This window comes from Stenotrophomonas sp. STEN031, assembly GCF_056759975.1.
The window spans coordinates 71,754-92,757 of sequence record NZ_JBRREA010000012.1 but is presented as its reverse complement, the minus strand read 5'-3'; the positions used below and the strand labels follow the sequence as shown (position 1 = coordinate 92,757).

Below are 21,004 nucleotides of genomic sequence, written 5' to 3'. Positions count from 1 at the left end.
GCCGGGTGGTGTTTGTCGCTGCGACATTAGTCGCAGGGATTTGGCTTGGGATTTGAGGCTGCTGGCCAAAAGCTTGCCCTCACCCCAACCCCTCTCCCGTGAACGGGACAGGGGTTGGGGTTAGGGCAACCTTCTGGCCAACAAAACTGGACGAAGGCGCATGAAAAAAGCGCCGGCATGCCGGCGCTTTCTCCAAACCCAAAGCCTGCAGAATCAGGCTTCCGGCGGTGTTGGTGCTACGGCTTCCCCAGCCTCGACTGCGTCGTCCTCCAGCACCTCCTCTTCGGCCTCAAGCGATGCATCCAGGCGTTCGACGGCCTGCAGCTTCTCGCCCTTGGACAGACGGATCAGGGTCACACCCTGGGTATTGCGGCCGACGCGCGAGATCTCCGAGCCACGGGTACGCACCAGGGTGCCACCGTCGGAAATCAACAACACTTCGTCGCCCGTGCCCAGCAGCACCGCGCTGACCAGCTTGCCATTGCGCTCACTGGTCTGGATGCCGATCACACCCTGGGTGCCACGCCCCTTGCGCGGGTAATCGGCCAACGGCGTGCGCTTGCCGTAGCCATTCTCGGTCGCCGTCAGGATGTACTGCACGCCTGCGTCGTCGGCAGCGTCGACGATCTCGCCACCGTCCACTGCCACTTCCTCGACACCGCTGTCGTCTTCGTTCTCATCCTCAACGCCGCCAGCGCTTTCGGCGACGATCAGGCTGACCACTTCCTCACCCTTGGGCATCTTGATGCCACGCACGCCAGTAGCGGTACGGCCCATCGAACGGACCTTGTCCTCGCCGAAGCGAACTGTCTTGCCATTGGAGGCAAACAACAGGACGTCGCGCTCACCGTCGGTCAGGCCTACACCGACCAGGGCATCACCCTCGTCGAGGTTGATGGCGATCTTGCCGCGCGCCAGACGGAATGCGAACTCGCTAAGCGGGGTCTTCTTGACCGTACCGTTGCGGGTTGCAAAGAACACGAAGTGGTTTTCATCGTACTCACGTACCGGCAGCACGGCCTGCACGCGTTCGCCGTTCTCCAGCGCGATCCAGTTGATGATCGGGCGGCCACGGGCGTTGGAACCGGCTTCCGGCAACTGGTGTACCGGCAGCCAGAACACCTTGCCCGAGCTGGTGAAGGTCAACAGTGTGTCATGCGTGTTGACCAGCCACAGCTGCTCGATCGAATCCTCGTCCTTGGTCGCGGCGGCACTGCGGCCGCGGCCACCACGACGCTGTGCGCGGTAGGCACTGACCGGCTGGCGCTTGACGTAACCGGCACGCGACAGGGTCACGACCACGTCTTCCGGCGCGATCAGGTCCAGGATATCCAGATCTTCTTCGCTGTGGCGGATCTCGGTGCGACGGTCGTCGCCAAACTCGGCACGGATGCTTTCCAGCTCCTCGCGGATCACCTGCAACAGCACATCCGGGTTCTCCAGGATGCGGATCAGGCCGGCGATCACTTCCAGCAGCTGCTTGTACTCTTCCGTCAGCCTGTCCTGCTCCAGCCCGGTCAGGCGGTGCAGGCGCATTTCCAGGATCTGCGTGGCCTGGACGTCGCTGAGCTGGTAGTTGCCGTTGACCAGACCAATGCCCTTGGGCAGGTCTTCCGGGCGCGATGCCTCCGCGCCGGCGGCGCCCAGCAATGCACCCACCAGGCCCGGCTGCCACACCTTGGAGAGCATGCGCTCCTTGGCTTCAGCCGGGTTGGCCGAGGTCTTGATCAACTCGATCATTTCATCGATGTTGGCCAATGCAACGGTCAGGCCTTCCAGCACGTGCGCACGTGCGCGCGCCTTGCGCAGCTCGAAGATGGTGCGGCGGGTGACAACCTCGCGGCGATGGCGGATGAACGCCTCCAGCATCTCCTTGAGGTTCATCAACTTCGGGCGGCCGTCGACCAGCGCCACCATGTTGATGCCGAACACCGACTCCATCTGGGTCTGCTGGTACAGGTTGTTGAGCACAACCTCGGCAGACTCGCCACGCTTGATTTCGATGTAGATGCGCATGCCGTCCTTGTCGGACTCATCGCGCAGCTCGCTGATGCCTTCGAGCTTCTTTTCCTTGACCAGCTCGGCGATCTTCTCGATCAGCCGTGCCTTGTTCACCTGGTACGGAATCTCGGTGACGATGATCGACTCGCGACCATTGTCGGCCACTTCGATATCGGCCTTGGCACGGATGCGCACGCGGCCACGGCCGGTGCGGTAACCGGCGATGATGCCGGCGGTGCCATTGATGATACCGGCGGTCGGGAAATCCGGGCCCGGGATGTATTCCATCAGCCCATCCACGTCGATCGACGGCTCGTCAATCAGCGCGATGCAGGCATTGATGCACTCGGTGAGGTTGTGCGGCGGGATATTGGTCGCCATGCCCACCGCGATACCGGCGGAACCGTTGACCAGCAGGTTCGGGAACCGGGTCGGCATGACCGTCGGTTCCAGCTCCTTTTCATCGTAGTTGGGCTGGAAATCGACGGTTTCCTTGTCGATATCGGCCATCAGCTCATGCGTCAGGCGCGACATGCGCGCCTCGGTGTAACGCATTGCTGCAGCAGAGTCACCGTCGACCGAACCGAAGTTACCCTGGCCGTCCACCATCATGTAACGCAGCGAGAACGGCTGCGCCATGCGCACCAGCGTGTCGTAGACCGACGCGTCGCCATGCGGGTGGTACTTACCGATGACGTCACCGACGATACGCGCCGACTTGTAGTACGGCTTGTTGCTGTGCGCGCCCAGTTCATTCATCGCGAACAGGACGCGGCGATGAACCGGCTTGAGGCCATCGCGGGCATCGGGAAGTGCGCGGCCGACGATCACGCTCATCGCGTAATCGAGGTAGCTCTTGCGCATCTCGTCTTCCAGGTTGACCTGGATGATTTCCTTGGCGTTTTCTGCCATTCGGGTTCCGTTGTCAGGTAGCGATCCTGTCCGGTGACGACTCCTTGACGGGCCGCCCTGCCGGGATCTGGGATCAACCTGCGGAGTTTATCACAAAGGGCGGTTTTTCGGCGCTGGTTCAGGCCCTTTTACCGGAAGAAATCAGGAACTTAGGGGCGCCTTGCCGGGTGAGGCGGGCCATGCCCTGCTGGGCCCTTGTCGAGGAACCGGGCAGGAGCTGTACAAGCTGCGAAGCCAAAGACTCCGCAGATCGCAACATCGTCGGCGATTCAGGCATTGCCAGCTTTGCGGCTGACGCCGCTCCCACAAGCATGAAAGCCTCCTGTAGAGCCGAGCCATGCTCAGCTGCGGCCGTACCGGGCAAGCCCCTGCCGAGCATGGCTCGGCACTACCCGCTGGTTTGTGCCAGTGGACACTGTCGGAAGGATTCACTGTAGAGCCGAGCCATGCTCGGCTGCGGCCGTACCGGGCAAGCCCCTGCCGAGCATGGCTCGGCACTACCGGTCAGTCGGGGAACGCGGCGGCCATCGTCGCCAGGTCCGGCTTCAGGATCACGCCGCGCTCGGTGACGATGGCGTCGATCAACTCGCCCGGAGTCACGTCGAACACAGGATTCCAGGCGGCAATGCCCTCGGCCACGGTGCGCACACCGCCGACGCCAAACAGTTCGCCCGGGTCACGCTGTTCGATCTCGATTTCGTCGCCGTGGGCGGTGCCCATGTCAACGGTCGAGGACGGTGCAACCACCATGAATTTCACGCCGTGATGGCGCGCGGCAATGGCCAGTTGGTAGGTGCCGATCTTGTTGGCGGTGTCGCCGTTGGCACAAATACGGTCAGCGCCGACGATCACCCATTGCACCGCACCGGTCTTCATCAGGTGCGAGGCAGCCGAGTCGGCAATCAAGGTTGCATCGATTCCGTCCTGCTGCAGCTCCCAAACGGTCAGGCGTGCACCCTGCAACCACGGCCGGGTCTCACCGGCAAACACCTTCCCAATGCGCTCCTGCGCAACGCCAGCACGGATCACGCCCAAGGCGGTACCGAAGCCGGCGGTGGCCAGCGAACCGGTGTTGCAATGGGTCAGCACGCCGCTACCCGGTGCAATCAACGCTGCACCCAAGGCGCCCATATGACGGTTGGCGGTAAGGTCTTCATCAGCGATTGACTGCGCTTCAAGCGCGGCGACCAGCTTCCAGTCCGAACCGGCAGCGGCCAAAGCGCGACGCATGCGCGCCAACGCCCAGGCCAGGTTGACCGCCGTGGGACGTGAGGCATTGAGCCGATCCAGCGCCGGTGCCAGCGCCTGCAATGCAGCTGCACCGTCATTGGCCTGCACCTCACGCGCCGCCAGCACCACACCCCAGGCGGCGGCAATTCCGATCGCGGGCGCACCGCGCACGGTCAATGCGTGAATGGCCTCGGCAACCGCATCGCTGTCGTGGCACAGCACGTGCTCGACGACAAACGGCAGCTTGCGCTGGTCCAGCAGCTCCAGGGCCTCGCCGGTCCAGCGGATCGGGCGGATATGGTCGTAACGGGCGTAATCAATGGCAGGGGTATCGTTCATGCGCCCATTGTAATCGGCGCTGCCCGGCACGCATCAACAACCTACTGCCCGCACCATCGGCTCAGTCAGCGGAGAATTCGCCGCGGCATCCCTTGTCCACCCAGATGCCATTGCGGTCCCAGCCCCAACTGTCCCCTTCCCGGCAGGCAGCATGGGACAACTGCTCCACCAGCGTGACCCGACGCGTGACGCTTACACCACATTCGCGCCGCAACTCGCCCTTGGATTCGCAGATCACCCGGCGCGGGGTATCGACAAAGCCAGAGCCATCCTCGGCCCCCACTTCAAACAGGCCCTGGCATCCGCGACTGACCCAGATTTCCTTGCCGCTGTATCCCCAGCTACGGCCCTCGCGGCACGGCAGCACCGATTGCTGCCGCAGCAGGCGCACCGGCGCCCCGCGCAGCACCACCGGACATACCTCCGTGCGCCCCTTTGATTCGCAGCGCACCACGCGGCGTGTCGTGCGTGTTGTAGCCTGGGGCCGGGCGAATTCAGCACTGCAGCCCTGGCTCACCCAAACCGCGCCGTCTTCCATGCCCCAGCTGGTCTCACGGATGCAATCGCGCCTGGACAGTTGCCGCACCAGTTGCACGCCGCCGCGGGTATCCATCGGGCAGAACGTCCGCGGTTGCTCACCCGATTCACAGCGCACTACTTCACGGCCCGCCGCTGCGGGCGCGGGCTCCTGGGCTGCCAGCACGGTCGGCGCCAGCAATAACAGCACGCCGCAGACCCGCTTCATCAGACGCTCCCCTGTTCGGTCATGATGGGTTCCGATGGTCACACACTGCCTGAGTCATTGTGAGCAAAGCATTATCTTGGTCGCCGCCACGCTGCATATCCATGATCCAGCGCAAACCAGCATCAGGCGTTGGCGAAATCAAACGCCAATACATCGCCAATACGCGGCGTACCGGCCAGGGCCATCAGCAGTCGATCCACGCCAACCGCAACACCGGCGCAGGCAGGCAACGACGGCAATGCCGCAAGAAAGGCTTCATCCAGGGGCGGTTGTTCAGCCCCGCGCGCCGCACGGATCGCCAGATCGCGCTCGAATCGCTGGCGTTGCTCGACTGCGTCGTTCAGCTCGTGGTAGCCGTTGGCCAGTTCGACCGGACCCAGGTAAAGCTCAAAGCGTTCAGCCAATGGCGGCGTGCCCGGCCGGATCCTGGCCAACGCGGCCTGGCTGGCCGGCCAGTCATGGATCACGGTGATGGCATCGACCGCGAACTGCGACTGGATGCGATGGCTCATCAGCAGATCCAACCAGTCATCGCGGGTCAGGCCATCGGGCTGGATACCAACTTCGCCCAGACCCGCACGCAGCTGCACTTCGTCGGCCAGGAACGGATCCAGCGCTACCGCCTGCATGAACAGCTCGCGGTAGCTGACGATGCGCACCGATGCCGGCGGCCGCTGCACCATTGCCAACGCCTCCTGCACCAGCGCAATGGTTTCTTCGATCAGGCGGTGATGATCCCAACCCACCCGATACCATTCCAGCATGGTGAACTCGGGGTTGTGGCGCCCGCCGGCCTCGCCGTTGCGGAACACCCGGCCCAGTTCGTAGCAGTCACCCACACCGGCAGCCAACAGACGCTTGAGCGGATACTCCGGCGAGGTGCGCAACCAGCGCTGCGGCGAACCGGCATCGACATGCCCGCTGAAGCGGGTATGGAAGCCCTCGATGTTCGGCTCGGTATTACCGGCCGCCGACATGATTGGCGTCTCCACTTCCAACACATCGCGCGCGGCAAAGAAACCACGAATCAATGCATTCAGGCGTGCGCGCTGACGCAGGGCCTCGATCACGAGTGCAGGCGCCCGGACGCCCCGTTCAAGGACAAGGTGAGGATGTCGCGCTCGTCGTCGCGGTAGCCCGCCGACAGATACAGCGACTTGGCCTTGGCGTTGTGGTGGTTCACTTCCAGGCGGATGACCGCCGCGCCCTGCCCTGCAGCCCAGTCACGGGCCAGCGCCAAGGCCTGTCGCCCCCAGCCACGACCGCGTGCAGCCGGGCCCAGGTACAACTCATCCAGCAATACGAAACGACCGCCCTGCTCGACGCTGAAGCACCAGCCCAGGGTGATGTAGCCGACCACGCTGTCGCCATCGAGCAGCAGCAACGCCGCACCACAGCTTGGCTGCTCCAGCAGCGTCTGCAGACCGGGCTCGACCCGTTCGGCGATATAGGGAATCTGATCTTCCACATAGAAGTCACGCACCATCGCGATCAGCTGCGGGAAGTCTTCCGATTGCGCCAAGCGCGCCTTGATCTCACTCATGCCTGTTCTCCGTGCTCGGCGAGGAAGGCAAGCAGACGCTCTTCGTCCCATACTTCCACACCAAGCTCATTTGCCTTGTCCAACTTGGAGCCGGCTTCGGTACCGGCCACCACGAAACTGGTTTTCTTCGACACACTGCCAGAAACCTTGGCTCCCAGCGCTTCCAGCCTTGCCTTGGCCTGATCGCGGCCCATCTGCGCCAAGGTACCGGTCAGCACCACGGTTTTGCCATCAAGCACACCGGCGACCTGCTCCTGCGCCTCTGGCGTGATCGCAAGCAGACGCTCCAGGGCAACGCCGGCATCGGTGAACAGCTGTGCGTTGGCATCGACATTCAGCCAGGCGACCAGCGCATTGGCCGATTCAGCCGGCAGGCCAGCAGTCATGAAGTTATGCGCCTCCTCGTCCAGAATCGCCGCCGTCGAACCGAACGCTTCAGCCAGTTGGCGTGCGCGTACCGGTGTGACCTTGGGAATCTCCAGGTCCGACAACAAGGTAGCCAGATTCAGATCTGCACGCAGCTTGGCGTTGGGGGCGTGCGTATCGCTGATCCGCACGCCACGCTCCAGCAACGCATCAATCGCCTGCTGATTGCCCGGCTGGGCCATGAAGTGACCAATCGAACGGGCTACTTCACCGCCGATGTCGGGCACGCGTTTGAATATTGGCCACGGCAGGTGACGAATCAGCTCCAGATCACCAAACCACGTCGACAATGCCTTGGCCGTGCTTTCACCCACGTGTTCGATGCCCAGTGCGAACAGCAGGCGCTCCAGCGTGGTACTGCGGCTGGCGGCAATCGCAGCAATCAGGTTGTCGGCCCATTTGATGGCGATCCTCCTGGTGTTCCACTGGAAGCTGGCCGGCACCGACAAGGCTTGTGCGCGCCAGGACGCATCATCCGCATCCAGCTTGAGGATGCGATTGAGGGTGTCACCGCTGCCTTCCGGCTGCAGGTGCAGGCCGAGCTGCGAAGCGAGTGCTTCCGGCGAATCGGCATCCAGCGCCAGCTTCAGTACCAGCAACTGGTCGCGATTGAGTGCATACAGGTCGGCAACACCGCGCACGATGCCGGCATCCACCAACACCTCGATGTACTTGCCACCCAAGCCATCGATATCCATCGCCTTGCGCGAGGCGAAGTGGGCAATGGCTTCCTTGCGTTGCGCCGGGCAGCTCAGCTCACCCGAGCAACGCCAGGCCGCCTCGCCTTCCTCGCGCACGATTTCCGAGCCACACACCGGGCAGGCGCGTGGCATCTGCCACGGCGTGGTGCCTTCAGGGCGGCGATCAACAATGACACTGACCACTTCCGGAATGACATCGCCAGCACGGCGCACGATGACCGAGTCACCAACCCGTACATCCAGGCGCGCGATCTGATCGGCGTTGTGCAGGGTGGCGTTGGTGACAACGACCCCAGCCACATGCACCGGCTTCAGCCGTGCAACCGGCGTCGCCGCACCGGTACGACCGATCTGTATCTCGATGGCTTCAACCGTGGTGGTCTGTTCCTGTGCTGGGAACTTATGCGCAATCGCCCAACGCGGTGCGCGTGCGACGAAACCCATTTCCTGCTGGCCTTCGCGATCATCGAGCTTGTAGACCACGCCATCGATGTCATAGGCCAGGCTGTCGCGGCGCTCGCCGATATCGCGGTAGTACGCCAGCAGACCTTCAGCACCCTGCACTACCCTGCACAGGTCGCTGACCGGAAAACCCCACTGCGCAAGCTGGGCCAAGGTTGCCGAATGCGTTCCGGGCAGTTCGCCACCGGACACCTCACCCAGGCCATAGGCATAGAAGCTCAGCGGCCGCTGCGCGCTGATCTTCGGATCCAACTGGCGCAGGGAGCCGGCCGCGCCATTGCGCGGATTGGCCAGCACCTTGCCCCCATGCAGGCGCGCCTGCTCGTTGTAACGCTCGAAGTCGGCGCGCGGCATGTAGACCTCGCCACGCACTTCCAGCACCTCCGGCCAGCCTTGCCCAGCCAGCTGCTGCGGGATGACCTTGATCTGCCGCAGATTGGCACTGACGTCTTCGCCAGTTGCACCGTCACCACGGGTCGCCCCCTGCACGAAAACGCCGTTCTCGTAGCGCAGGTTGATGGCCAGACCATCCAGCTTGGGTTCGGCGGAGAAGTACAGCTCGCGACGATGCAGGCGCTCATCGATGCGGCGCACGAAATCATGCACCTCGGCATCGCTGAAGGCATTGCCCAGCGACAGCATCGGCACGGCATGCACGACTTCAGGGAAGCGCGATGATGGCTTGCCGCCTACCTGATGGCTGGGCGAGTCGGCGCTGTCCAGTTCCGGATGCGCGGCTTCCAGCGCTTCCAGCTCGCGCATCAACCGGTCGTACTCGGCGTCCGGGATGATCTGCTCATCGTGCTCGTGATAGGCACGCGAGGCGTCTGCCAGCTGGCGGCGGAGTTCGCTGATGCGCCGGGTGGCGTCGGTATTTTGATTCATGTGGCGATTTTACCTGCGCGAAGTGTTGGCGCGGTAAAAGCGGGTAGCGCTTGCGTTTAATGCTTACCGCTAACAGCACCCCTCCCCGGCCCTCCCCTTGCCTGCGGCAAAGGGAGGGGGAAGATCTCAGCTCCCTCCCTTGGCGTAGCCAGGGGAGGGTTGGGGAGGGGTAGCTTTTAAATCCTCACCAACGCGGCGACTTGGTCAACGGCGGCGCCTGGTGCTGGCGGTCATAAGCACGCAGGTCATCGCGGATATGCGCGATACGCTGGCGGCCCAGGGCATTGCGGCTGTCATCCAGCACCACGCCATCGAGCAGTTCGCCCATGCGCTGCACGGTCGGCAGCATCTTTTCCCAGGCATCAAGCGCGGTCATCGGCGCCGGCAAGGTCAGGAAGAAGGCGATGGCCGGGGTTTCCATGTCGCGGATGTTGGCCATGTCGAAGCTTCCCGGCTTCATGATGCTGGCCATCGAAAAGATCGGGCCGCGCTCCGAATGCCCTTCCACCAGACGATGGAACACATTCATGTAGCCGAAGACCAGACCGGTCTTCTCCGCCGCCACCACGATGTCTTCGCCACGCAATACCTGCCCGGAACGGGCAGCCACGTACAGCGAGACGATCTTGTCGAAATCCTGGGTAGGCCGCTTGCCCAGCTCACTGAGGTTGCTTGCGTCCACGTCCGGCAGACCGAGCTCAGGCTGGGTTACGCCGTCATCCTGCGCAGCGCCCTCGCCCGCTTCGGCAGCCGCAGCACCCTCGGCGCCTCCCAGCACCGGTTCACGACGCGGGCGCTCGGCGTCAGCCGGTTCCTTGCGTTTGCCCTGGGCCTGCCGCTTGGGCCGGCTGAAAAAGAAAATGGCTGCGACCAGCAAAACGCCGGCAACCAGAATGCCGATACGCAACAGTGCCGTGTCAGACATGCGCTGCAGTCTCCGGATTAATCGTTCAGGTGGTTAAAGGATGGCACGTCAGGCCGCGCCCGCCAATCGGGCAGCCTCTTCCAGATCAACACTGACCAGGCGACTGACGCCGGGTTCGCGCATGGTGACACCCGACAACTGGTGCGCCGCCTCCATCGTCGCCTTGTTGTGGCTGACGAACAGGAACTGCACCTTCTCGCTCATTTCCTTGACCATATTGGCCAGGCGGCCGACGTTGGCCTCGTCCAGCGGCGCGTCCACCTCGTCGAGCAGGCAGAACGGGGCCGGATTGAGCTGGAAGATGGCAAACACCAGCGCCACCGCGGTCATGGCCTTCTCGCCGCCGGACAGCAACGAGATATTGGAAACACGCTTGCCGGGCGGCCGCGCCATGATGGTCACGCCGGTATCGAGCAGATCTTCGCCGGTCAGTTCCAGATAGGCATGGCCGCCGCCGAACAGGCGCGGATACAGCGCCTGCACGCCGGCATTGACACGGTCGAAGGTGTCCTTGAACCGACCACGTGTCTCGCGGTCGATCTTGCGGATGGCGTCTTCCAGGGTTTCCAGTGCGGTGTTCAGATCGACGTTCTGTGCTTCCAGGTACTCCGAGCGCTGCGAAGCCTCGCCGTACTCATGGATCGCCGCCAGGTTGACCGGCTCCAGCCGCCGCATGCGGCCGTCGATCTGGTGCACCGTCGATTCCCAATCCGACACGCGCGCGTCTTCGGGCAAGGTGTTGATCACGTCCTGCAGCACAAACCCGGCCTTCTCCACCGCGGCCGCCAGCTGCTCGGCGCTAAGCACCAAGGCCTGCTGATCAAGCTTGCGCTGCGAGATGCGCTCGCGCTGCGCCAGCGACTGCTCGTCGCGCTGGTGGCGGGTCTGTTCCAGAGCACGCAGCTCATGATCGATACCGTCAAGCAAGGTACGCGCTTCGGCGAGCACGCGATCCACACGCACACGCTCGGCCAACGCGTTCTGGTGCTCGGCCTCCAGCGCATGGACCGGCGTATCCCCCTCATCCAGCTGTGAGTGCAGCTCGCCCAGACGTGAATCGAGCTGGCCACGCTGGCTGCCCATACGCTCCAGCGCGTGGCTCAGCGAACTGATCTGGGTGCGCTGCGACTCCAGCGTCAAGGCCAGTGCATGCATGTTGTCACGCACGTTGCGCGCCGCATCCCGGGCCTGGTCGCGCGCTTCGCTCATCTGCCTGCGTTCGCTTTCCAGCGCGTGCCGGGCCGACTCCAGGTCGCCCATGCTGGACACGGCCTCATCCAGGCGCAGGCGCGCCTCGCTCGCCTGTTCACGGCTGGCGTCCAGCGTTTCCAGCAGCTGCGCCAGCTCACCTTCGATACGTCCAATGCGCGTGCGCGTGGATTCCAGCTTGCCTTGCTGGCTCTGCAACTGCCCCGCCAATTCGGACCCGGCGCGATGCGCTTGATACAACGAACGCTGCACATCTTCGCGCTGTTGCTCGGCAGCCAGCAATTGCTCACGCAAGCCAGCCAGCTGCTGCTCCAATGCGGCCTCACGCTCCTGCAAGGATTCGATCTGCTCGCGCAAGGTGACGATCTCGCGTTCGCGCAACAGCGCGCCCTGCTCGGCGGCACCGGAGCGCGACATGCGCACCCAGCCCTGCCCCAGTCGTTCACCGCCACGGGTAATCACCGACTCAGCGCCACCCAGCGTGCGCTGTAGTTTCTGCGCCTGCGCAAGATCTTCAGCGCCATGCAGGTGCGCCAGCAAGCGGCGGATCGCCAACGGCCCCTGCACTTTCGCCGCCAATGAAGTCGGCGCGAACTCAGCCTTGCCATCGGCGTCTGCAACCAGTGCGATGCGCCCTTCGCCCAGCTCAGCCAACGCATCAACCAAGGCTTCCGGCGCATCCACCAGCACACCTTCGATCAGCTGACCAAGCGCGCTTTCAACTGCGTTCTCCCAGCCACTTTCAACGGTGATGCGCTCGCCGACGCGCGCGGCCGAATCCAGCCCGCGCGCCTTCAGCCATGCTGCCGCCGCCCCCTGTTCCTGGCCGAGTGCTGCCTGCTGCAGCGTTTCCAACGAGGACAAGCGGCCGCGCGCGGACTGTGCCTGCTTGCGAACGTCGGCCAGCTCAGACTGGCCGGCGCGCTGCTGTTCCTGCAGTGCCGCCACCGATTCCTTGCGCAACTCCACCTGCTCGTTCAAGGTTTCCAGCGCGGCCTTCTGGGTCTCATGTTCCAGCTGCATCTGCTCGAAGGCTTCCGCCAGCGCATCCAGATCCAGGCCGGCGCGCTCTGCCTGCAATGCTTCGCGGCGGCGATCGGCTTCGAGAATCTGCTTGTCCAGGTAGTCCACGCGGGTGCGCTCAACCTCGCCGGAGCGGGTCGCCTCGGAGGTATTCCGATTGTGCGCTTCCCAGCGCTGCTGCCAATCGGCGAGCCTTGCTTCGGCCTCGCGCAGCGCCTCCTGGCGGATCTCATTCTCTTCCTGCAGCTGCTCCAGCTGCGGCTCGGCATTTTCGACCGATTCGCGCAGCACGATCAGCTTGGCTTCGTCACCACTGATGTGCTGACCAAGTTCCGACAACGCCTGGCGGGTCTCGTCGCGCGCCTTGTGCAGGCGCTGCGCCAGCTCGCGCTGATGGTGAATCTGCTGCTCGAGCCGGGCCAGGGTACTGCCCACCTGGTAGACATCAGCCTGCGCCTTGTTCAGGTTTTCCGCCGCCTCTTCGCGGCGCACGCGGCCGGTTTCGATGCGGCTTTCCGCGTCGCGCTGTTCGGCGATCAGCTGCTGCAGCTTGGTTTCCTCGCGCGACAGCGCTTCACGCAGGCCGCCCAGGCGTCCGTCAAGGCCGCGGAATTCCAGCGCCTTCCATTCTGCATCCTTGACCCGGCGCTCTTCCTGCAAGGCCTGGTACTGTTCGGCCTGCCGTGCCTGCCGCTTGAGGTGTTCGAGCTGCTTGCCGATTTCCTCGCGCAGGTCATTGAGCCGATCGAGGTTTTCGCGGGTGTGGCGGATCCGGGTTTCGGTTTCCTTGCGGCGCTCCTTGTACTTGGAGATGCCGGCGGCTTCCTCCAGGTATATGCGCAGGTCTTCCGGGCGCGCCTCGATGATCTGGCTGATCATGCCCTGCTCGATGATCGAGTAGCTGCGCGGGCCAAGGCCCGTGCCCAGGAACAGATCGGTGATATCGCGGCGGCGGCACTTGGTGCCGTTCAGATAATAATTGCTGCTGCCATCGCGGCTTACGGTGCGCTTGACCGAGATTTCGTTGAACGAGGCGTATTCGCCGGAAATCGTATGATCGGTGTTGTCGAAGATCAGCTCCACCGTGGCCTGTGACACCGGCTTGCGGCCCGCCGAACCGGAGAAGATCACGTCGGTCAGCGAATCGCCGCGCAGGCGGCTGGCCGAGCTCTCACCCATCACCCAACGCACCGCGTCGATGATGTTGGACTTGCCGCAGCCGTTGGGGCCAACGACACCGGTCATATTGGTCGGCAGGTGCAACGTCGTGGGATCGACGAAGGACTTGAAACCGGAGAGCTTGATCGTGGATAGACGCATGGAATCGGGCTGTTGGCGGACGTCGGCTGCCACTGCCGACACCCGGAGGGATGGTCCGGAGGTTCCGTCCCCGAGCTCAAATCATTGATATTCCTTGGAATTCAAATGATCAAGCGCGGCACTGGCAACCGAGTATAGCGACACCCATGGCCACTGGTGGGGCCTGGCCTGCAGGCCGGCCAAAAGAAACGGGCGCCTTGCGGCGCCCGTTCTTTACAACCAGTCCGGCAGAATCAAGCGTCGGCTTCGACGATGACCTTGACGGTGGTTTCCACGTCGGCGTGCAGCTTGACGATGACGTCGAACTCGCCAACGTTGCGGAAAGCGCCTTCGCCCAGGATCACTTCGCTCTTGCTCAGCTCCAGGCCGGCAGCAGTGAAGGCTTCAGCGATGTCACGCGGGCCAACCGAACCGTACAGCTTGCCTTCGGTCGAAGCGTGCGCACCGATGGTGACGCTGGCGCCTTCGAACTTGTTGGCACGGGCCTGTGCTTCGTCGTGCGAGGCCTGGGCCTTGGCTTCGTACTGGGCGCGCTTGGCTTCGAACTCGGCGATGTTGGCTTCGGTGGCCGGCACGGCCTTGCCCTGCGGCACGAGGAAGTTACGGCCGTAGCCCGGCTTCACGTCAACCAGGTCGCCCAGGCCGCCGAGGTTGGTCACTTTCTGGATAAGAATCAGCTTCATGGTGTAGCTCCGTTATTCGTTAGCGGCGCCAATGGCGCCGCAACGCTTGCTGTCCGAATAGGACGGGTTTGAGGCGATAAGCGAGTAAAGGGGAGTGAGAAACGGGAAAGGACAAACGCCCTACTCCCACCTCTCACTTCCCATCGCGGCGCATGCGCCGCGACTCACTTCTGCACTCAGACGTCGTGGTTGTCCGTGTACGGGATCAGGGCCAGGAAACGGGCGCGCTTGACGGCCGTTGCCAGCTGGCGCTGGTACTTGGACTTGGTGCCGGTGACGCGGCTCGGAACGATCTTGCCGTTCTCGGTCAGGTACTGGCGCAGGGTGTTGAGATCCTTGTAATCGATCTCTTTCACGCCTTCAGCGGTGAACTTGCAGAACTTGCGGCGGCGGAAGAACTTGGACATGAAAGTGCTCCTTATTCAGCAGAAGCGGCGTCGTCGCCGGCTTCGTCATTGTTGGAAGATGCACCTTCTTCGTCGTCACGACGACGGCGCTCGCCACGCTCGGGCTTGTCACCCTTCTCGTCCTTGCTCTTCATGATCAGCGACTGCTCGGTGTCAGCCTCGTCACGCTTGATGACCAGGTTGCGCAGCACGGCGTCGTTGAAACGGAAGCTCTCGGTCAGTTCGTTCAGAACCGACTGGTCAGCTTCGATGTTCAGCAGCACGTAGTGAGCCTTCACCAGGTTCTGGATCGGGTAAGCCAGCTGGCGGCGGCCCCAGTCTTCCAGACGGTGGATGGTGCCGTTGCCGGCTTCGACCAGCGCCTTGTAGCGCTCGATCATGGCGGGGACCTGTTCGCTCTGGTCCGGATGGACCAGGAACACGACTTCGTAATGACGACTCATGTTTTCATACCTTTCGGATGTGGCCCTGATGGGCCGGACAGCCCCCCGCCGTGGTTTGCGGTGGGGCAAGGGTTCCTGCACTGGAGCGCAGGAAGCCGGGCATTATCCACTGCGCAAGGGCCCGAGGCAAGTCGCCCGACTGGCGCAACACAGCATCCGGCAGCGAAAAGCCGCCGATGAGGGCTGATTGCTGCGACGCAACAGTACACTATGTAACCGATTCCACGCCCCTCCCGGACCACCCGACGTGAATTCCACGCTTTCCCTGGCAGCGCAGCTGACGCCGCGCCAGCGCACTTTCATTCTCATTGCGCTCTCACTGGGCGGCTTCGCCATCGGCACCAGCGAGTTCGCCAGCATGGGACTGATGCTGGAGATCAGCCGCGGCCTGGCCATCAGCGAAGCCCAGGTAGGGCATCTGATCAGCGCCTACGCCATCGGCGTGGTGGTCGGCGCACCGTTGCTGGCCTTTTCCGGCGCCAGCCTGCGCCGCCGCACCCTGCTGCTGTGGCTGATGGGTTTCTATGCCGTAGGCAACCTGGCCAGCGCGCTGGCCCCGACCTACCACAGCATGCTGCTGGCCCGCTTCGTGGCCGGCCTGCCGCACGGCGCCTACTTCGGCGTCGCAATGCTGGTTGCCGCCTCGATCAGCCCGCCCGAACAACGTGGTGCCGCCGTGTCCAAGGTACTGCTGGGCCTGTCCATCGCCATCCTGCTGGGCAATCCGCTGACCACCTGGCTCGGCCAGCAGTTCAACTGGCGCAGCGCCTTCGTCCTGGTCAGCCTGCTGGCCATCGCCACGGCGGCCCTGGTCGCACGGCAGCTTCCGGCGGACCCGGCCGAAACCCGCACCTCGCCGATGCGTGAGCTGCGCGCATTCAACACCCCACAGGTGTGGCTGGCACTGGCGATCGGCGCGATTGGCTTTGCCGGCATGTTCTGCGTCTTCACCTATCTGGCCCCGACGCTGGTCAACGTCACTGGCATCAATGAACGCTGGATGCCGGTCGCGGTTGGCCTGTTCGGGGTGGGCGCGATCATCGGCAATGTGGCCGGCGGCAAACTGGTCGACCGGCTGCAGTTCCGCGCCGCCGGCCTGCTGCTGGCGTGGTCCATCGTCGTGCTGATGCTGTTCCCGCTGGCCGCGCATTCGGCCTGGGCAATGGTGCCGGCGATCATCGCCGTGGGCACGATGGGCGCCCTGGCGGTGGCCCTGCAGACCCGCCTGATGGACGCCGCCGGCGACGCCCAGACCCTGGCCGCAGCCTCCAATCACGCCGCCTTCAATACCGCGAATGCGCTGGGCCCGTGGCTGGGCGGCATGGCGATTGGCGCCGGTTATGGCCACGCTTCTACCGGTTATGTGGGCGCAGCAACCGCTGCGTTAGGCCTGCTGCTGTGGGGTATTGCGGTGGCGCTGCAGCGCCGTCAGGGCGCATCCGCGCAATTGGCCACCGACTGACGTAGTGCCGAGCCATGCTCGGCAGGGGATTTCCTGGCAACGCCAACCCGTAGTGCCGAGCCATGCTCGGCAGAGGCCTTGTGCACAATCCCGGACGTCGCCGGGGATGCTCGAGCCGAGCATGGCTCGGCTCTACAGGGGACAGCGTCCTGTGCGCCGGACGTTGCTGGCCCCGACATCTGGCATGCTTCGCGGTTTACACCGCTCCCACAAAAGCAGCAACTGCCGCCTTGCTCAGCGGTGCATGTCGTCGGTGGTGAAGCTCTCGCCGCAGCCGCATTCGGCCGCTGCGTTGGGGTTCTTGAAGGTGAAGGTCTCGCTCAGGCCCTGCTTGCCGAAGTCGATCTCGGTGCCATCCACCAGCGGCAGGCTCTGCGCATCCACGTAGATGCGCACACCGTCCTGCTCGAACACGGTGTCACCCTCGCGCTCATCCTTGGCCAGGTCGGTGATGTGGCCCCAACCCGAGCAACCGGTGCGGGTCACGCCAAAACGCAGGCCAAGCGCCCCCGGGGTGCTGCTGACGAAGCGCTGCACGCGGGAATGGGCGATGGGGGTCAGATGAACAGCCATGGTAGGGCGACTCCAGCAGAATTACGGTCCAATTATAGATGTGGGCGGCCTGCCGGACTGCAAGCGTGGATAAATGCTCGCCTGCCCGGGCGTTGAGCCGCTAAAATCTCGCATTCACAGATCGAGTCGATCAACAGAGGATTCAAGTCATGACGGTGGTCAGCGTTGCACACGCCCTTGCCGGGAAGTTCCCGGAAGGCGGAGAAGTCACAGTCCGCGGGTGGGTCCGCACGGTGCGCGGCTCGGCTGGACTGGCCTTCGTCAACGTCAGCGATGGCTCGGGCTTTGCCCCGATCCAGGTCGTGGCCACCGAAGCGCTGTCCAATTTCGAAGACATCAAGAAACTGACCCCGAGCTGCTCGGTGATCGCCACCGGCACGCTGGTCAAGTCGCAGGGCAAGGGCCAGAGCTTCGAGATCCAGGCGCAGAGCCTGGAAATCGTCGGCTGGGTCGAAGATCCGCTGACCTACCCGATCCAGCCCAAGCCGATGTCGCCGGAGTTCCTGCGCGAAGTGGCGCACCTGCGCCCGCGCACCAACCTGTTCGGCGCGGTCACCCGCATCCGTGACTGCCTGTCCAAGGCAGTGCACCGTTACTTCCACGAGAACGGCTTCTACTGGATCAGCACGCCCATCATCACCAGCTCCGATGCTGAGGGTGCCGGCCAGATGTTCCGCGTCTCCACGCTGGACATGGCCAACCTGCCGCGCACCGGTGACGGTGAAATCGACTTCAGCCGCGACTTCTTCGGCAAGGAAACCTTCCTGACCGTGTCCGGCCAGCTCAACGTCGAGGCCTACTGCCTGGCACTGAGCAAGGTTTACACCTTCGGCCCGACCTTCCGCGCCGAGAACAGCCACACCACCCGCCACCTGGCCGAGTTCTGGATGGTGGAGCCGGAGATCGCCTTCGCCGACCTGGCCGAAAACGCGCGTGTGGCCGAAGAGTTCCTGAAGTACCTGTTCCGCGCCGTGCTCGATGAGCGTGCCGACGACATGGCCTTCATCGCCGAGCGCGTGCAGAAGGACGCCATTACCCGCCTGGAAGCCTTCGTCAACGCACCGTTCGAGCGCATCGAGTACACCGATGCGATCAGCCTGCTGCAGAAGTCCGGCAAGAAGTTCGACTACCCGGTCGAATGGGGCCTGGATCTGCAGACCGAGCACGAGCGCTGGTTGACCGAGGAGCACGTCGGCCGTCCGGTCGTGGTCACCAACTACCCGGAACACTTCAAGGCCTTCTACATGCGCCTGAACGACGACGGCAAGACCGTCGCCGCGATGGACGTGCTGGCCCCGGGCATCGGCGAGATCATCGGTGGCAGCCAGCGCGAAGAGCGCCTGAACGTGCTTGACGCACGCATGTCGCAGTTCGGCCTGGATCCGGAGCACTACCAGTGGTACCGCGATTTCCGTCGTTATGGTTCGGTGCCGCATGCCGGTTTCGGCCTGGGCTTCGAGCGCCTGGTGGTCTATGTCTGCGGCCTGTCCAACATCCGCGATGCGATCCCCTACCCGCGCGCACCGGGTTCGGCGGAGTTCTGATTCATCTGATCCAGTAACAGGAGGCGGCGCCGTTGACCTTGTTCTTCGCTCTTTGCTTCGTTGGCGTGGCCATTGCCGGCCTCAGCGCCTTCCTGATTTTCTGGCCATTGACGCTGGTCCATATCCGCGACCGGCATCCGGCGCTGGCCACCGAGTTCGGTGCCGGCGCCTTTCTCAAACCAGAGTGCCTGCGCTGGCTGCTGGGCCGTGGCTTCAGCGGCATCGCCGACCGCTCGCTGTCCGGATTGGCCACGCCCGCCCGCATCGCCCTGCTGGTAACGTTCGGCGGGCTGGGCATGGCACTGCTGTTGTGGCTTTTTTCGCAGGTAATGAAATGACTGATTTCGAGAACACTCCCGACCAGTGGTGGCTGGCGCAGCTCGGCGGCACCCTGATCTGGGCGCGCCTGCGGGTTCGCCCGGGCGGCACCGCCGAAGTACTGGACAGCGACGGCAACACGCTGAGCTATGACAGTGAAGACACTGCCCGCGCACAGCTGTTCGACGCCGAGTTCGTCGCCTTTGATGGCCTTGACGAAGAAGACGCGCTGCAACGTGGTTTCTCGCTGCACGAAGTGAGCCCACCGCAGGGCGACGACGACACGCTGCGCGAGCGCATGGTGCAGTTGCTCGGCACCCGGGTCTAAGCGGCCTTTCGTGTTCGCCCAGCGCGCCTTCATCGAGACCGAGCTGCTCTGGCTGGATCGCCTGCTGGCGCGTGACCCGTTCGTGACCTTGCTGACCACCGGCGGCGACGGATTGCCCGAACTGACCCGCGTGCCGGTGCTTTATCGGCGCGAAGGGCACAAGGTCGAACTGATCGGGCATTGGGCCCGAGCCAACAAACAGTCACGTCACCTCGGCCGCGCCAAGGTGTTGGTCAACGGCCCGCAGGGCTATGTATCGGCCAGTTGGTATCCGGACAAGGAAAGCGCGGCGCGCGTCCCTACCTGGAACTACGCCGCCGCTGAACTTGTCGGCGAACTGCACAGCTTCGACGACACGGCGGCATTGGCTCAACTGCTGTCGGACACCAGCAACTTCTTCGAGGCCAGCGTCGGCAAGGGCTGGCAGTTCGATGCCGACCTGGACGATCACGCCCCCTCGCTGCGCGCCATCGTAGGCTTCCGCCTGGACGTGCAGCACATCCAGATCAAGCTGAAGCTGAGCCAGAACCACCCGCAGGCGAACCAGCTGGCGGTGATCAAGGCCTTGCAGGCCTTGAACACGCCCGATGCCAGCGAGCTGGCCCAGTGGATGCAGCTATACCGCAGTGAGCATGGCGATCAATCCGATGATTGAACCCAGCCCCGTTTCCCGCGACGTTGCCGTGCAAACGCGCAGCAGCGCCCTCCCCCTCCAGATCGCAAGGGAAGCTTCACCATGAAAGACATCCATAACCTGCTGCAGAAAAACCGCGAATGGGCGGACCGGATCGAGAAGGAAGATCCCGACTTCTTCCATCAACTGGCCAAGCAGCAGAGCCCCGAATACCTGTGGATCGGCTGCTCCGATTCACGCGTACCGGCCAACCAGATCATCGGCATGGCACCGGGCGAAATCTTCGTTCATCGCAACATCGCCAACGTGGTGGTGCATACCGACCTGAACTGCCTGAGCGTGATCCAGTACGCGGTGGACCAGCTCAAGATCAAGCACATCCTGATCGTCGGCCATTACGGTTGCGGCGGCGTCCATGCAGCACTGAACCATGTGCGCGTTGGCCTGGCCGACAACTGGCTGCGCCATGTTGGCGATGTCGCCCAGAAGCACGACGATATCCTCTCGCAGATCGACGACCCGGAGCTGCGCCACGCGCGCCTGTGTGAGTTGAACGTGATCGAGCAGGTGGTCAACGCCTGCCGCTCGACCATCGTGCAGGACGCCTGGGCCCGCGGCCAGAAGCTGATGGTGCACGGCTGGGTCTACAGCCTGCGCGACGGCCGCGTCAGCGAGATGGGCATTGATGTGGGCTCGCCGGAGGAGCTGCAGCCGGCGTATGAGAAGGCCTTGTCGTTTGTGCCGCGGAAGGGCAAAAGGCACTGACAGCCAACCTGCCGAAGCTAGGCTTCCTCCCCTCTCCCGCTCGCGGGGTGAGAGGAGCAGCTTGCGAACCACAGGTTCGCTGCTACTCGAACGCCCTTGCGCCAGCGCAAGGGCCGGGGCGCGGAG

At 63.7% G+C, this 21,004-nt stretch carries 18 protein-coding genes; 6 read left to right on the top strand and 12 right to left on the bottom strand.

The features are described from left to right. Positions 1-213 precede the first annotated feature (213 nt). From gyrA to rpsF, 11 genes are all read right to left on the bottom strand, one after another. On the bottom strand, positions 214-2,913 hold the full coding sequence (gene gyrA / locus ACVOLQ_RS08065) for a DNA gyrase subunit A (RefSeq protein WP_481527648.1): 2,700 nt from the start codon (positions 2,911-2,913) through the stop codon (positions 214-216). 504 nt (positions 2,914-3,417) lie between these two features. After that, on the bottom strand, positions 3,418-4,482 hold the full coding sequence (gene mtnA, locus ACVOLQ_RS08060; RefSeq protein ID WP_313169994.1) for an S-methyl-5-thioribose-1-phosphate isomerase: 1,065 nt from the start codon (positions 4,480-4,482) through the stop codon (positions 3,418-3,420). A gap of 61 nt (positions 4,483-4,543) precedes the next feature. Then, positions 4,544-5,227, bottom strand: coding sequence for a DUF3011 domain-containing protein (locus tag ACVOLQ_RS08055; protein ID WP_481527647.1), 684 nt, complete (start codon positions 5,225-5,227; stop codon positions 4,544-4,546). 122 nt (positions 5,228-5,349) lie between these two features. Further along, positions 5,350-6,297, bottom strand: a complete 948-nt coding sequence (gene epmA, locus ACVOLQ_RS08050) for an EF-P lysine aminoacylase EpmA (RefSeq protein ID WP_481527646.1) — start codon at positions 6,295-6,297, stop codon at positions 5,350-5,352. Further along, positions 6,294-6,770: a GNAT family N-acetyltransferase gene (locus tag ACVOLQ_RS08045; RefSeq protein ID WP_313169988.1), complete on the bottom strand. Its 477-nt coding sequence runs from the start codon at positions 6,768-6,770 to the stop codon at positions 6,294-6,296. The genes epmA and ACVOLQ_RS08045 overlap by 4 nt, the downstream gene beginning before the upstream one ends. Continuing rightward, positions 6,767-9,244 carry an NAD-dependent DNA ligase LigA gene (ligA, locus tag ACVOLQ_RS08040; RefSeq protein WP_481527645.1) on the bottom strand — a complete coding sequence of 826 codons (2,478 nt, stop codon included), beginning with the start codon at positions 9,242-9,244 and terminating at the stop codon, positions 6,767-6,769. Before ligA ends, ACVOLQ_RS08045 begins: the two co-directional genes overlap by 4 nt. A gap of 184 nt (positions 9,245-9,428) precedes the next feature. Further along, complete coding sequence (zipA, locus tag ACVOLQ_RS08035; RefSeq protein ID WP_481527644.1) at positions 9,429-10,169, bottom strand: cell division protein ZipA; 741 nt, start codon at positions 10,167-10,169, stop codon at positions 9,429-9,431. 48 nt (positions 10,170-10,217) lie between these two features. Then, positions 10,218-13,721: a chromosome segregation protein SMC gene (gene smc, locus ACVOLQ_RS08030; RefSeq protein ID WP_481527643.1), complete on the bottom strand. Its 3,504-nt coding sequence runs from the start codon at positions 13,719-13,721 to the stop codon at positions 10,218-10,220. Between the two features lie 233 nt (positions 13,722-13,954). Continuing rightward, entirely contained in the window at positions 13,955-14,404 is a 450-nt protein-coding gene (gene rplI / locus ACVOLQ_RS08025; RefSeq protein ID WP_313169980.1) for a 50S ribosomal protein L9, read from the bottom strand. Between the two features lie 176 nt (positions 14,405-14,580). Continuing rightward, entirely contained in the window at positions 14,581-14,811 is a 231-nt protein-coding gene (gene rpsR / locus ACVOLQ_RS08020; RefSeq protein WP_002804494.1) for a 30S ribosomal protein S18, read from the bottom strand. 11 nt (positions 14,812-14,822) lie between these two features. Continuing rightward, positions 14,823-15,254: a 30S ribosomal protein S6 gene (gene rpsF, locus ACVOLQ_RS08015; RefSeq protein ID WP_293708576.1), complete on the bottom strand. Its 432-nt coding sequence runs from the start codon at positions 15,252-15,254 to the stop codon at positions 14,823-14,825. Positions 15,255-15,501: 247 nt separating this feature from the next. On the opposite strand from rpsF, the gene ACVOLQ_RS08010 reads away from it, so the two are divergent. Beyond that, positions 15,502-16,716, top strand: a complete 1,215-nt coding sequence (locus ACVOLQ_RS08010) for an MFS transporter (RefSeq protein ID WP_481527642.1) — start codon at positions 15,502-15,504, stop codon at positions 16,714-16,716. 234 nt (positions 16,717-16,950) lie between these two features. On the opposite strand, the gene ACVOLQ_RS08005 is transcribed toward ACVOLQ_RS08010, so the two are convergent. After that, positions 16,951-17,289 carry a HesB/IscA family protein gene (locus tag ACVOLQ_RS08005; RefSeq protein ID WP_313169977.1) on the bottom strand — a complete coding sequence of 113 codons (339 nt, stop codon included), beginning with the start codon at positions 17,287-17,289 and terminating at the stop codon, positions 16,951-16,953. Between the two features lie 149 nt (positions 17,290-17,438). On the opposite strand from ACVOLQ_RS08005, the gene asnS reads away from it, so the two are divergent. The 5 genes from asnS (at position 17,439) to can (ending at position 20,878) form a co-directional block, all read left to right on the top strand. Next, positions 17,439-18,833, top strand: a complete 1,395-nt coding sequence (asnS, locus tag ACVOLQ_RS08000) for an asparagine--tRNA ligase (protein ID WP_481527641.1) — start codon at positions 17,439-17,441, stop codon at positions 18,831-18,833. 32 nt (positions 18,834-18,865) lie between these two features. Beyond that, positions 18,866-19,171: a hypothetical protein gene (locus tag ACVOLQ_RS07995; RefSeq protein WP_481527640.1), complete on the top strand. Its 306-nt coding sequence runs from the start codon at positions 18,866-18,868 to the stop codon at positions 19,169-19,171. Then, positions 19,168-19,479: a hypothetical protein gene (locus ACVOLQ_RS07990; RefSeq protein ID WP_481527639.1), complete on the top strand. Its 312-nt coding sequence runs from the start codon at positions 19,168-19,170 to the stop codon at positions 19,477-19,479. The genes ACVOLQ_RS07995 and ACVOLQ_RS07990 overlap by 4 nt, the downstream gene beginning before the upstream one ends. Before the next feature lie 10 nt (positions 19,480-19,489). Beyond that, a complete protein-coding gene (locus ACVOLQ_RS07985) occupies positions 19,490-20,134 on the top strand; it encodes an FMN-binding negative transcriptional regulator (protein ID WP_481527638.1) in 645 nt (214 codons plus the stop codon). An 81-nt stretch (positions 20,135-20,215) separates the two neighbouring features. Beyond that, complete coding sequence (gene can, locus ACVOLQ_RS07980) at positions 20,216-20,878, top strand: carbonate dehydratase (RefSeq protein WP_313493013.1); 663 nt, start codon at positions 20,216-20,218, stop codon at positions 20,876-20,878. Positions 20,879-21,004 lie beyond the last annotated feature (126 nt).

What these genes read in the sequence shown, in the direction of transcription:
- zipA (WP_481527644.1), bottom strand. Translation starts at nt 10,169, where the DNA reads ATGTCTGACACGGCACTGTTGCGTATCGGCATTCTGGTTGCCGGCGTT.
- rpsR (WP_002804494.1), bottom strand. Translation starts at nt 14,811, where the DNA reads ATGTCCAAGTTCTTCCGCCGCCGCAAGTTCTGCAAGTTCACCGCTGAA.
- smc (WP_481527643.1), bottom strand. Translation starts at nt 13,721, where the DNA reads ATGCGTCTATCCACGATCAAGCTCTCCGGTTTCAAGTCCTTCGTCGAT.
- rpsF (WP_293708576.1), bottom strand. Translation starts at nt 15,254, where the DNA reads ATGAGTCGTCATTACGAAGTCGTGTTCCTGGTCCATCCGGACCAGAGC.
- asnS (WP_481527641.1), top strand. Translation starts at nt 17,439, where the DNA reads ATGACGGTGGTCAGCGTTGCACACGCCCTTGCCGGGAAGTTCCCGGAA.
- can (WP_313493013.1), top strand. Translation starts at nt 20,216, where the DNA reads ATGAAAGACATCCATAACCTGCTGCAGAAAAACCGCGAATGGGCGGAC.
- ligA (WP_481527645.1), bottom strand. Translation starts at nt 9,244, where the DNA reads ATGAATCAAAATACCGACGCCACCCGGCGCATCAGCGAACTCCGCCGC.
- ACVOLQ_RS08005 (WP_313169977.1), bottom strand. Translation starts at nt 17,289, where the DNA reads ATGGCTGTTCATCTGACCCCCATCGCCCATTCCCGCGTGCAGCGCTTC.
- mtnA (WP_313169994.1), bottom strand. Translation starts at nt 4,482, where the DNA reads ATGAACGATACCCCTGCCATTGATTACGCCCGTTACGACCATATCCGC.
- gyrA (WP_481527648.1), bottom strand. Translation starts at nt 2,913, where the DNA reads ATGGCAGAAAACGCCAAGGAAATCATCCAGGTCAACCTGGAAGACGAG.
- ACVOLQ_RS08055 (WP_481527647.1), bottom strand. Translation starts at nt 5,227, where the DNA reads ATGAAGCGGGTCTGCGGCGTGCTGTTATTGCTGGCGCCGACCGTGCTG.
- ACVOLQ_RS07990 (WP_481527639.1), top strand. Translation starts at nt 19,168, where the DNA reads ATGACTGATTTCGAGAACACTCCCGACCAGTGGTGGCTGGCGCAGCTC.
- ACVOLQ_RS08045 (WP_313169988.1), bottom strand. Translation starts at nt 6,770, where the DNA reads ATGAGTGAGATCAAGGCGCGCTTGGCGCAATCGGAAGACTTCCCGCAG.
- rplI (WP_313169980.1), bottom strand. Translation starts at nt 14,404, where the DNA reads ATGAAGCTGATTCTTATCCAGAAAGTGACCAACCTCGGCGGCCTGGGC.